Annotated in this window: 11 protein-coding genes and 1 pseudogene; 4 read left to right on the forward strand and 8 right to left on the reverse strand. The window is 63.7% G+C overall.

What is annotated here, in order from left to right; genetic code table 11:
• The coding region (locus G3N93_RS22740) for an acyl-CoA dehydrogenase N-terminal domain-containing protein (RefSeq protein WP_206133997.1) at positions 1–253 on the reverse strand (253 nt) is incomplete at its 3' end.
• 729 nt (positions 254–982) lie between these two features.
• Between G3N93_RS22740 and G3N93_RS22750 the strand changes: the two genes are divergently transcribed.
• The 3 genes and pseudogenes from G3N93_RS22750 to G3N93_RS41680 all read left to right on the forward strand — a co-directional run.
• Entirely contained in the window at positions 983–1,894 is a 912-nt protein-coding gene (locus G3N93_RS22750) for a MurR/RpiR family transcriptional regulator (RefSeq protein ID WP_174947815.1), read from the forward strand.
• 492 nt (positions 1,895–2,386) lie between these two features.
• Positions 2,387–3,166, forward strand: coding sequence for a response regulator transcription factor (locus G3N93_RS22755; protein WP_206133998.1), 780 nt, complete (start codon positions 2,387–2,389; stop codon positions 3,164–3,166).
• A gap of 137 nt (positions 3,167–3,303) precedes the next feature.
• Positions 3,304–3,441 (forward strand): annotated as a pseudogene (locus G3N93_RS41680) (IS30 family transposase); the annotation flags it as partial.
• Positions 3,442–3,470: 29 nt separating this feature from the next.
• Here the strand turns inward: G3N93_RS41680 and G3N93_RS22760 are convergent.
• The 4 genes from G3N93_RS22760 to G3N93_RS22775 all read right to left on the reverse strand — a co-directional run bounded on the left by G3N93_RS22760 (position 3,471) and on the right by G3N93_RS22775 (position 8,475).
• A complete protein-coding gene (locus tag G3N93_RS22760; protein WP_174947813.1) occupies positions 3,471–4,175 on the reverse strand; it encodes a hypothetical protein in 705 nt (234 codons plus the stop codon).
• Between the two features lie 95 nt (positions 4,176–4,270).
• Positions 4,271–4,798, reverse strand: coding sequence for a pentapeptide repeat-containing protein (locus G3N93_RS22765; protein WP_174932499.1), 528 nt, complete (start codon positions 4,796–4,798; stop codon positions 4,271–4,273).
• A 360-nt stretch (positions 4,799–5,158) separates the two neighbouring features.
• Positions 5,159–6,073: a S9 family peptidase gene (locus G3N93_RS22770; protein ID WP_206133999.1), complete on the reverse strand. Its 915-nt coding sequence runs from the start codon at positions 6,071–6,073 to the stop codon at positions 5,159–5,161.
• A gap of 155 nt (positions 6,074–6,228) precedes the next feature.
• On the reverse strand, positions 6,229–8,475 hold the full coding sequence (locus tag G3N93_RS22775; RefSeq protein ID WP_241026662.1) for a TonB-dependent siderophore receptor: 2,247 nt from the start codon (positions 8,473–8,475) through the stop codon (positions 6,229–6,231).
• 302 nt (positions 8,476–8,777) lie between these two features.
• Here G3N93_RS22775 and G3N93_RS22780 point away from each other — a divergent pair, with 302 nt between their 5' ends.
• Entirely contained in the window at positions 8,778–9,485 is a 708-nt protein-coding gene (locus tag G3N93_RS22780; protein WP_174930025.1) for a FadR/GntR family transcriptional regulator, read from the forward strand.
• 24 nt (positions 9,486–9,509) lie between these two features.
• Here the strand turns inward: G3N93_RS22780 and G3N93_RS22785 are convergent, their stop codons facing one another.
• The 3 genes from G3N93_RS22785 to G3N93_RS22795 all read right to left on the reverse strand — a co-directional run.
• Positions 9,510–10,532: a methyltransferase gene (locus tag G3N93_RS22785; protein ID WP_206134000.1), complete on the reverse strand. Its 1,023-nt coding sequence runs from the start codon at positions 10,530–10,532 to the stop codon at positions 9,510–9,512.
• A gap of 77 nt (positions 10,533–10,609) precedes the next feature.
• Entirely contained in the window at positions 10,610–11,710 is a 1,101-nt protein-coding gene (locus tag G3N93_RS22790) for a 3-dehydroquinate synthase II family protein (RefSeq protein ID WP_174932493.1), read from the reverse strand.
• Between the two features lie 49 nt (positions 11,711–11,759).
• On the reverse strand, positions 11,760–12,296 hold a 537-nt coding region (locus tag G3N93_RS22795; protein ID WP_277396560.1), incomplete at its 5' end, for a 3-dehydroquinate synthase II.

Consider the following 12,296-nt stretch of genomic DNA (forward strand, 5'->3'; position numbering starts at 1 on the left):
CGAACTGGCGGAACGCTTCGCCGAAGCCCGGCGTCGCGGTCACGACGCCGTCCTTCCAGCTGCTCGGGTTGCGGTCGCCTTCGACGTTCAGCGGGGCCAGCACCTCGCCGCAGAACTTCGCGGACTCGTCGAGCACGGCCTGCGCCGTGTCGTAACCGGCATCCTCGAAGCCCGGCAACTGCGCAACGGCGTCGATGCCGGCCAGTTCCTTCAGCACGAACAGCATGTCCTTGACGGGGGCGTTATAGCTCATGGTCGATGTTCCAATCAGACGGGGTATGAGGGGCGCTATGGAGCGAGAGGCGGGAAAACCGGCTCAGGCCCGGGCGACGACGTGAGGCATCGTAATGCCACGGCGGGTGATTTCTATTGTCATATCCGGCCCATGTGGTGACAAAATCGGCCACGGGATGTGGGGGTGAGGCGGGAAAATGCCGGCTGGGTGCGGGTTTGGCCGGTACCGATTTTTATTATTCAGACGAATCGGCGAGCAATCGGCGTGCCCTGCCGAAGCTATCCGGCTGAGCCATTGCGGCACGAAGTGAATGCGCTGCATCGCCTCGACCGCGAACGGCGGAAAACCGCGCCGGGGCAATCACCATGACCCGGTCGACCCACGACACATCCGACTCATCTCCTCCCGGAGTTCGCGCTTGCGCGTGCGTTTTGTCGGCCGGTTCAACCCGGGTCAGCTTGTTCCATGGGCGCCCCTCGATCCTCGACAAGCACATCGGAAGTCGAGTTCTGCAGAACATTCAAAGCAGAACACGCCCCATTCGTTCATGGTGCGAATTTTAACGGGGTCGCATGGATTGGATCCCGTGCAGGCAGACGTACCGGACGTTCGTATGCGGCGGCATCGAAAAGGACCCTGTTACCGAAGAAATATCAGACAAGAATCGATCTCGTTAACACCGATTGTGTAAATGTATTTACACAATAAGAATTCATGTAAATGAATTTACACAGTCATGGTGAGCGCATGCCAACCGATGTGACGACCGCTTCAATCGATCCGGATGAGCCGCCTGGTGACGAGGCAATGGAGTCGCGCATTGCACGCTTGATGCCGACGCTGACTCCGGCACATCGGCGCGTGGCGGAATTCGTGCGAACGAATCTCGTCCGCGCGGCAACGATGCGAATCGACGAATTCGCTGCCGCGGTCGACGTGTCGGTCGCCACCGCCAACCGGTTTGCGCGTGCGCTCGGCTTCGATGGTTATCCGCATTTTCGGGCGAGTCTGGTTCCTGACCTCGAGGCAATCTTTGCACCGGTCGAGCGCTTGCGCAGCGCCCTTGAATCAGAGGCGCCCGGGGCCCAGGCGCTGGGTACTGCGCTGGCGCGCGAGGCGGAAAACATCGAAGCGTGTTTCCGTGCACTGGATCCGCATGCCTGCGATCTGGCCGTGAAAGCCATCGTGGACGCCGACCGGGTTTTCATTCTCGGGTATGGCTCCAGCGGTTATCTCGCAAGCTTGATGGAACACGGGCTGATTCCCTACCGGAACAACGTGCGGGCACTGTCGACGGGAGGCGGGCCGGAGCATGCCGCACGCCTCCTTTTCGATGTCACGGCACGTGACCTGGTCATCGCGATTGCCTTTCCCCGTTATGTGCGCGACACGATCACACAGGCGGAACGTGCGCATCAGCAGGGTGCCCGGCTGCTTGCCCTGACGGATAGTCCGGCGTCGCCACTGGCAGGGTTTGCAGACGCCTCACTGTTCGTCAACGCAAAACGACAACTCACGGCGTGCTCCAACGCGACGATCCTCGCGCATATCGAAGCACTGTGCGATGCCGTTGCCCGTTGCATGCCAAAGTCCGCAGCTTCGTCGAAGAGGATGACCGAGTTTGCAATGCCCTGGATTTATCAATCCGGGCGCAATTGAGGAAGGTGCCGATGAGAGGCGCCGGCAGGTGTTTCATCACGGTTGCGTGATCGTTGCGCGTCTGAGCGAAGGAGGTGGATTCCGGGAAGCGAACTCGAAATTGTCGACATTACCGGTGCCAGGAACACATCGCTACTGCATTCCCGATGATCGGGACTGACGATATCGGAAACAGTAGCCTCCAGCGGGTAGCTCAAGCATCGTGCATGCAGGGCCGCGCGAGAATTTCCCGCGCAGAACTCTCGAGGGGGAGGCTGCCCGGGCTTCATGCCGCTCACTCGATCGTGGCGGAAGATGGGCTGGTTGTGATCATGGCACACGGGCGTTCGAACAGAATAAGGCGGAAAGCCACGCATGTCGGACGCGCTATTTTTCAATAGAGCAAAGCGTAGAGTGAATCGGTAGACGAATGGGGCTGCACGTGTCGATGCGTGACGGTTGCCCGGATCTCCGAAAATTTGAAACGCAGGCACGAGACTGTGTGGTGACGCAATGGACATCTTGTTAGTGGAAAACGATCCTCTTCAGGCAAACGTTTTCGAAAATGCAATACGAAATCTGGATAGGGAGATATGCAAAGTGCGTGATGGCCAGCACGCCGTGCAGTTTCTCCGGACTCAGCGTGTTGAGCTGGTTGTGCTTGACTGGCATTTACCCAGCATGAGCGGTCTGGAAGTATTGCGCTGGATACGCGCGAATCTCGGCGACGAACCTACCGTGCTGTTTCTGACCGCCCGGGTTCTCGAAGCGGACGTCGTTGCCGCGCTCGACGCGGGGGCCGACGAGTACATCGTGAAGCCGTTTCGGGAAATCGAACTTGCTGCGCGCGTCAAGGCGTTGCTGCGTCGATACGGTCACGGACGGAAGCAGGCCGACCTGACCCGGGTGGGTGCCTACGTACTGGATCCGACGATGAAGAGCGTGTCGCTTCGTGATGAGACGGTCGATTTGACGGAGAAGGAGTTCGCGTTGGCAAAATGCCTGTTCGACAACGTCGGCAGGGTCATTTCCCGAGATACGCTCGAGGCACTCGCGTGGGGGAGGCCGCTCGACGGCTCGTCGAGGAGCCTCGATACTCACGTGTATCGACTTCGGCAAAAATTGACGCTTCGTCCGGAAAACGGCTTTCGTTTGAGTGCCGTGTACACGCACGGCTATCGGCTCGACGAGGTCGACGGCGCGTCTCCGGCGGCCTCGAGGGAGAGCGGGCAGCGAGAAATGCCGAAGGAAGCAAATTCGGTAGTGAAGCCCGAGGCGGTCCATGCAGCATGAAACGCCTTAGTGCCGGAACCGGGCGTTACCGGACGGCACCTCGAAGCGAAAACCGCGCGACGACGAATTGACGGAAAGAGGCGATTTGTCGTCGCCCGGCCGGCTTGAATCACGCAATTCCGGGCAGTGTCGGGGCCAAGGTCGAGTCACTGCGGCAGATCGCTCCGCTGTTTGATCGGGACCATTCCCCGGTACAACGGATTCTTGCGGAAACGAGCGGAATACAACCAAGGCAACGGCACCGTTCGAAATTGGCGCTGACCTTTGCCGAGCGGGGTAAATCTCGCGAACACTCGTAGCCGCTCTAATAGTCGGCGTGCATGCCGTGTCCGCGCGCCGACCAGAACAGTGCCCATCGTGCTGCGGATGCAATGATATGAGCCTTGTACGCCGGACAATCCTCGACAGGGCCAAGCTCCTGATTGTCCGCAGGATACGCGCGCATGTTCAGGACATGTGCCACGCCATGCGTTTCCGCATAGCTGCTGGCGCAGTTCATCAGCCGACGGCCGTAATCGGCGAGCTGATCCGGGAGATGGTTAAGCCAGGCTTCGTCGAACAAGCGCTCGCCCAGCGCATCCTCGCAATCGCGCAGGAACTGTGCGCGGAAACTCCATCGTTCCCACTCGCCACCGAGCGAGGCGTTGCTGTAGAAAGGTAGCCCGTCGCTATCGGGCAGCAGTGCCATCACCCAGTAGCCATGGAACGACCGGACCCATTCCTCAATCGTCGGTGGCTTGTTTGGCGCGCCTTCGTACCGGGATCGTATCCAGTTATCGGCCTCAGGGTCGTAGCCAACGCGCGGCGGCCTCAAGGTCTCGTAGGGCGAGATCTGGATCTCGAAAAAGCGCTGCCGCACTTCTTCCTGTCGGGCATTGTCGATCGGAGCGAAGGTAAACGGCACAGGCTGCATCCAGTCATTGGCCGTTCCAAGTTGGCCGAGCCGACAGTAAAACTCTTCTTCCGCCGCCGGCCTGGCTTTACCAAGCGGATTCCAGTCAAGTCCCATACCCCGCCCGCCTCTTGTCATCTCAGTTTCAAAACGCCTGAGCCATCTAGCCGCTCCCCCTGCCACTTGCAAGTTCCGCATGCAATGGCATGGGTTCATCCGCCTGCCGGTTCAGGACCTTCGTCGTCAGTCCACGCAATTTCCCGGCGCTGTCTTTCAGATAGTTTCAGCGTTTTCCCTCCGGCGTGCGTCATGATGACGCCGGTCATGATGGTCTCACCGAAGTCGCATTGTACGAACGAGGATTGGCGCAAGTCGGCAAACGAAAGATCGGCCCCAGTAAATCTGACTCTTTCGAAAAAACTGGCGCGCAGGTCGCTACGCGTCAGTATGGCGTTGGAAAAATCAACATCGATGAAATCGTTCCAGCATAGGTTGGATTCGGTGAGTTCGGTATTGGAGAAACGAACACCGTTGATTTCAGAACGCCCGAAAAAGGTGCGAGGCAAGGTGAGGTTTGACAGGTCTTCGCGGTCGCCAAGAAATATGCGGAAGAAGCTGACACCCAAGGGCTCCTCATCGTCGGCCTGTGGCAGGTGATCGGGTATCGGCGGGATGCTGTCCGGATCGAGGTGGCGTTCCTGGAGGCGCCGGCAAGATTCTTCGTAGCTCAGTCTTGTCATGACTCGGGGAGAAATTCGGATTTTCGTATGCGAAGCAGATTAGGATGAGTAACAGGAGGCACCGATATCTCATCGGGAATATGCGCGGCCCCAAGACGTCCACCCCGAACAATGCACGTGTTTTCAGACCTCTTCCACACATTTCCAACGATTCAGCCAATTGAATCGGGTGTCTCAAACAATCGTCAGCCGCGGCTGGACCGCTGAGAGACAGGGGTTGATCGCGACGGTCCCGCATGAGCGCTTTCTGGCTGTCTGCAGGGTAGATCCGCCGTCTCGGTTTCATTGGCCCCTCGCTGCCATGTAGCCTCAAGTGTGTTGCATCGACGGGTTGAATCCGCAGTCGGCAGCCGCCGCCCCCTACTTCACCGCCACCAACGGCCCGACAAACGCCTCGAAGTGCGGCAACCAGATCGGTATCGCCTCCTTGACCGAGAACATCCCGTGGCCGTTGCTGCCGAACGCCGGCTCAACAATCATCTGCCCGCGCCCACCCGCCCCCTGAAACGCGGCAAACCACGTCGCCACGACCTCCGGCGCAAAATACTTGTCGTTCTGCACGTAATGCCAGAGTACCGGCACCCGTGTCGTGCTCGCGAAATGCCCGATCGTGTCGGCCATCTGCTTCGGATCGCACGGCATGCCGGGATGAGTCGTCGGGTTCCCCCCACGCCCACCCGAGAAGTTCACCACTGCAACCACCCCTTGCGGCGCGTAGCTCGCCGCCGCCAGCGAAGCAAACCCGCCCGCCGACTGCCCGACCAGCACGATGCGGTTTCGATCCACCTGCGGCAACGTCTGCGCGTACCGCACCGCCGCGAGCACATCGCGCGCGGCCTGCTGGCCCGCAGCAAGGTAATCGGGATGCCGGCACGACCCGGCATCCTCTTCATCGACCCCGCCCGTCGCGCCGTACCCACGGCGGATCGGCACGATGACCGCGAAACCAAGCTGCACGAACGTCCGGATCTGCGGCAACGCACGGTATCTGCGCACCTTCGGCCGGTCGCGCGGATCGGGCGGGCTGCCGTGGCTCAGCACGATCAGCGGAAAGGGTCCGAGGCCGTCCGGCATGTAGGTGGTGGCAACGATGTCCCGCGCGCTCGCCCCTTCATCGACCGGGACCTTGACGACGGTTTCATGCAAGTCCGGCGCGATGGCCGTGTCATCGACCGCCGTCGCCGCACAGCCGACGACGGAAGCGATCAACGCGCCCGAGATCAGCACGCGACACAAACGGATGGCGATCCGGTTTCGACCAACGACGATGCTCATGGGTGATCTCTCCACGAATCCGCAGCCGACGCGACGGCCCACGCTGCCGCGACACATACGGCGAAGGCGTCAGTGTATCCGGGCAGCGGCGCGGCCGGGCCAGTCGTACGTGCGCAGCCCGCACCGGCACCGCAACGCCCCCACCCGCCGTCCGATCACCACCGGTAACTGACATCCCCCGTCACCATCAACCGCGTGCCATAAAAACACCCACCCGCCGAAAAGCACGACGACACATAAGTCCGGTCGAACAGGTTGTTCACGTGCGCGGCAACGCGCCACCCCTTCCACGCGGGCCGTTCAACGCCAAGGTCATAGGACAGCCCAAGATCGAACAGCACGACAGCCGGTACATCGAACGTATTGACGTTGTCGCCCGCACTGCGCCCGACATAACGCACACCACCACCCACCTTCAACCCGCGCAACCCCGGCCGATCGACCGCATAGTCCAGCCACAGCGATGCGAGATGGCGCGGCACCGCCGCCACGCGCTTGCCAACGACGGTCGGGTCCGTATCGGCCTGCACCGTCGTATCGAGATACGTGTACGCGGCGATCACATCCAGTTGCTTCCACACGCGCGTACGCCCTTCCAGCTCGATCCCGCGTGATCGCACCTCCCCCGTCTGCACGCTGAAGAACGGATGCTCGGGATCGGCGGTCAGGACGTTGCGCTGGCGAATATCAAACGCCGCGATCGACGCGTTCTGCAGCCGATCCGGCGACTGATAGCGCAGCCCGACCTCGAACTGCTTCGCCTTCGTCGGCGTGAACGGCTGACCATCGAAACGCGTGCCGAGCGCCGGCTCGAATGAGGTCGAATAGCTCATGTACGGCGCAAAGCCGCTATCGAACAGATAAACCGCCCCCGCGCGCCCCGTGAACGCCCGCGTACTCTGCCGCACGCTCGCGGACCGCAGCAGGTCATCGGTCGTCGTGCGCGACCACTCCTCACGCCCGCCGAGCGTAAAGACCCACCGATCCCAACGCACCTGATCCTGCAGATAAACGCCGATCCGGTCAGGCGTCTGACGCGTCTGCTGCGCGACCGGCGGCACGGTAAACGGCTGCCCGTAATCGGGCGCACGCGTATCGAGCGGAGGCGCCGCGCCGAAGCCCGACCCGACGAGATTCGCCACCGCATGCTCATACGACAGGCCGGCCAGCACCGTATGCTCGACCGGCCCCGTCATCACGCGCATCTCCGCCTGGTTGTCGAGTGCGAGATGGTTCACGTGCTCGCGCGACCAGGACAACGAACGGTTCAGCACGCCCGGCGACAGATATGGCGCGATGAAATTGACGGCCGCGCCCGCGAAGTCGACATCGAGGTGCGTATAGCGCACGTTCTGCCGGACCTTCCACGTCGAGTTGAATCGATGCTCGAACGCATAGCCGATCATTGCCTGCGTGCGGTCGTACGTATCGAATCCAGGCAGCCCCGGAAAGAAGTGCGTCGGAATCCGCCGTCCCGCATCCGGCCAAAGCGTACCGACGGCCGGCAGCCAGCCCGCGAAGTTGTTGTGCGGATCGCGCTGGAACGACCCCAGCAGCGTGAAACTCGTATCGGCATTCGGCTGCCACGTCACCGACGGCGCGACGACGATCCGCTGCTGCCGCGAATAATCGATCTGCTCGTCCGCGCGACGCGCGAGGCCGTCGATCCGGTAGCGCCACGTGCCGTCCTTCGTCACCGGCCCGCTGAAATCGAATGCAAGCTGCCCGCGATCGCGGTTGCCGGTCTGCACGGCGAGCAGGTGCTGCGCATCGCGCGTCGGCCGCTTGCTGACCATGTCGACGATGCCGCCGGGGCTCGCCTGCCCGTACAGCACCGACGCCGGGCCGCGCAGCACGTCGATGCGTTCGAGCGTCCACGGATCGACGACGCTCGCGGCCCAGTTCACGCCTTTCGGCAACGGCAGGCCGTCGAGCATCTGCGGATTGATCGCCGCCGCCGCGAAGCCGCCGAAGCCGCGCAGGAACACGCTCTCGAGCACGCCGCCGGGGCGCGAATCCGCGTAGGCGCCCGGCGTGTAGCGCAGGCTGTCGCCGACGCTATGCACGTCCTGCCGGTCCATCTGTTCGCGCGTGATGACCGACAGGCCCTGCGGCACCTCGACGATCGCCGTGTCGGTCTTGGTGCCCGCGCGCGACACGTCGGCCGCGATGCCCTGCACCGGGCCGACGCCCGTCTCGCGTCGCCCATCGACGACGATCGGCGCGAGCAGCGGCGCATCTGCCGCGGGCTCGCCCGCATCCGGCGCATCCTGCGCCGAAACAGCAACCGGCATCGCGGTCGCGCAGGCCAGTACGGCCGCCCAGCCCGGCACGCGCCGCAACGCCGCGCGCGGCAACGGAAATCCTGGCCGCGCACGGCGGCCGGTGTGTGATTGATTCATCTCGGGTTATCCGGAAAGCGGAGACGGACGTCGGCGGATACGCCGCGCCGTTAAGCAGGGAGACGGGCCGCTCATGCAACGGCGACCTCGACTGAACAGCGAATAGGAATCATTTACGTCGACGCGGCGCGGGTAAATGCCGGTGGACGCAATCGACGAATGTGCGGCGCGCATTGATCGGCCGCAGGTTTATTCGTCTGACGTTAACAAAATGTCACGTTTGAATATCGTTATCCTGAACGACCAAACGAATGATCGGATGATAGGATAGCGACACCCTCTAGTTTCAAGCGAAACACGCAATGTCAAGCCTGCCCCCGGCCACCCGACACTCGCTCGTCGATTCGGCGATCGAGATCCTCAAATCCAATATCACTTCCGGCATCTGGCGCGTCGGTCAGCGCATTCCGACCGAACTCGATCTCGCGAAGCAGCTCGAGGTCGGGCGCAACACGGTGCGCGAAGCGGTTCGCACGCTCGCGTATTCCGGCGTGCTCGAAGTGCGCCAGGGCGACGGCACCTATGTGCGCCGCAATGTCGACCCGGCCGAGACGATGCGCGACGTCGATCGTGCCGCGCGCAGCGATCATCTCGAACTGCAGTGCATGCTCGAAACGGAATGCGCGCGCTATGCGGCGCGCCGGCGCACCGACGAGGATCTCGCGACGCTGCGCAAGCTGCTGAAGGCACGCGGCGAGCGTGAAGCGTCGCGCGACGTGAAGAAGTTCGTCGAGCGCGACCGCGCATTTCACATCGCCGTGGCCGCCGCCTCGCACAATCACGCGCTGGAAGCGCTGTATCGCTATTTCTCGGGCTCGATCCTCGCGAACGTCGAGGACATCCTCGTCGAACTCGACGAGGCCGAGATTCCCGAGCCGGACATGCGGGCGCACCAGGCCGTGCTCGACGCGATCGAACAGCGCGACGAGAACAAGGCGGTTCGCGCGACGCTCGCGATCCTCAAGCCGCAGATGACCTGGCTCGAAACCCGCGAGACGCCGGCCGCCTGACGCGCCCGGCCCGCCAGGTGCACACTAGGCGGCGACGGCCTCGATCACGTCGATCTGCCCGTCCGGTGCGGAGCGAACTCCGGCGGGCCGCCAGCCGGCGGCGGCGAGCAGCGCGTCGTATTCGTCCCGCGTGCGCTCGCGGCCGCTGCCCCAGCACATCATGTGGATGTCGTAGAGCTTCGAGAAATGCGCGACGCCCGGGGCCGGTACGACCCGTTCGATCACGAACACGCGCGCGCCGTCCCGCGCGCTTGCGCGCGCCTGCTTGAGGATCGCCACGCACTCGTCGTCGTTCCAGTCGTGCAGGATCAGCTTCAGCAGGTAGACGTCGGCCGCCGGCACCGCATCGAACATGTTGCCGCCCGCCTTGCTGCAGCGCGCGCTCACGCCCATCCGCTGCGCCCAGTCATCCGCATCGCCGTCGATCACTTCGGGCAGGTCGAACACGACGCCGGTCAGCGACGGGAACCGCCTTAGCAGGCTGCACAGCATGTGCCCCTGGCCGCCGCCGATGTCGCACGCATGCGTGCCTTGCGCGAACGTGATGTCGCGCAGCGCATCGACGACCTGTTCCGACTGCACGGTCGAGAAGCTCGACATCGCACGCTTGAAATCGGTCCGGTAGCGTTCGTGGTCCTTCGCATAATCGAACGCCATCGCGCCGAACTCGCGCACGAAGCCGTTCTGCTGCCCCTCGCGCACCATGTCGGGCAGGTGCGCCCAGATCGCGTAATGCTCGGGCCCTTCCTGCAGCAGCACGAAATCGCGCAGCGTGCTCGGGGCATCCGCATGCAGCAGCGCCCCCGACGCGGTGGCCCGGAAGCCGCGACGCGTGTCCTCGTCGAGCAGGCCGAGCGACGCGAGCGCGCGCAGCAGCCGGTACAGCAGCGGCTCGTCGACGTCGAGCTTCGCCGCGAGCGCGGCCGACGACACCGGCGTGTCGGTCGTCACCGCATCGAACACGCCGAGCCGCGTGCCCGCATACAGGATCCGGCTGCGCCACCGTCCGAACAGCGTATCCAGCACCTGTTTTGCCGCATTTTCCATAAAGTACTCCTGAACATGAACCGACCGCACCGGCGCGTGACGCACCGGGCGATCGCATCGTCAATGAAGCATGCGGATCACTGCTCGTGCAGGAATTCCCGGATCGGGTAGCCGACGTGGCGCTGCGCATCGAGCGTGTAGCCGAGGATGCGGTCGCCGCGCTTGAGCTCCGTGATGTTGTGCACGCTGCCTTTCGGCCCGAGCACGCGCACGTGCCAGTCGTCCTGCGCGATGATGTTGATCGCGCGATTGGCGGCATTCTTCGCCTCGATCAGCAGCAGCGGCCGCGTCTCGACCTTCGCGCGCCCGACCACGACGCGGCGCGCCTTGCCCTGCACGTTGACGGCGAGGATCTCCGCGCCCGATTCGAGCTCGGCGAGATAGCGCGTGCGGTTGTCCGGCGCGACGACATACGAATGGAGCGCGGCCGCGTTCACGCGGAACGGGCGCGTCGGCATGTACGGCAGCGGGTGCGTCTCGCTGCTGATGAGGATCATGCCGGTCGAATACGAGCCGACGAGGATGCCCTCGTCCTGTTCGAAGCGCGAGCAGGTATCGACGCACACGCGTTCGCCCGGCCCGAGGTGCGTGAGCCCGATGATCTCGATTTCCTCGAGCTGCAGATCCTCGACGGTGTCGCTGCAGATCGACACGAGCTGCGTGGCCTGGCCAACCTGCGTCGGCGTGACCAGCACACCCTCGGGGCCGCGCTGCAGCACGTTCAGCGTCACCTCCGCATCCTCCAGGTCGGCAACGACGGTGATCAGCTCGCCCGACGCCTGATCGGCGGCCGCCAGCAGGATCTCGAGCGGGATCTTGCTCGGGTCCTGCAGGAATTCGACGAGCAGCCACGGCGTGGTCGTCGACAGCTCGCACGCGCGCGTGAGCGTCGCCTCGCCCGTCACCTCGATGAACACGCCGATCTCGACGCCGTCCGGCACCGCGAAATCAACCGGCAGGCCATCCTTCACGAGGATGATCTGCACCTGCTCGAGCAGCGCGGCATCGGCCGGCTGCCGATCGACGACCGCGACCTTGCACGCGCTCGGCGGCAACCGCCCGGCCTGCTCCGCATCCTTCACGACGAATGCGGACACGCCGACATGCAGCGCTTCCTCGGTGATCTCGTCCGCGAGCTCACCGATGTTGCGCAGGTCAATCCAGGAAAGCTTCTTCAAGGCCAATCTCCTTCGAAGGGGATAACGCAGGTTGAGTGACAGAATGAAACTAGCGGCTGACGGAAACGACCGAACGCGACGCGGCGGCCCTCATCCGGCAATCCACCCAGCCGGCGCCCGGTTCGTAGCCGGCAAGCCGGATACCGGGCGCGACATCGGCGAGACCGACGCGCGCGCCGTCGTCGGTCCGGAAACGCACTGCGCGGTCGCCGCGCATCACGACGCGCGTGTTCGCGCCGGATGCGCTGCGCGTGTGCAACGCAACGAGCGGCGCGGATTCGATCCGCACGCGGCCGACCACGATCGCGCGCGTGTCGCCCGCCGCGCCGACCGTCAGGATCCGCTCGCCCGAACGCAGCAGCGAAAGCTGGCGCGCGCGGTCGCCGCCGCAGAACACGAACGATTCGGCCGAGCCCGCGTCGATGCCGAACGTGAGCGGCTGGCCCGGCGGATGCGCGGCGCCGGCCGCGACGACGAGCAGCATGCTGGTCGCGCTCGCGCCGGCCAGCACGCACTCTTCGCCGTCCAGCTGCGAACAGCCGTCGATCACCGCATGCAGCCCGACGCCGAGCGGCTCGACGCGCTG

Origin of the sequence: Burkholderia sp. Se-20378 (assembly GCF_017104665.1) — a bacterium.
In the GTDB taxonomy this organism is placed as follows: domain Bacteria; phylum Pseudomonadota; class Gammaproteobacteria; order Burkholderiales; family Burkholderiaceae; genus Burkholderia; species Burkholderia lata.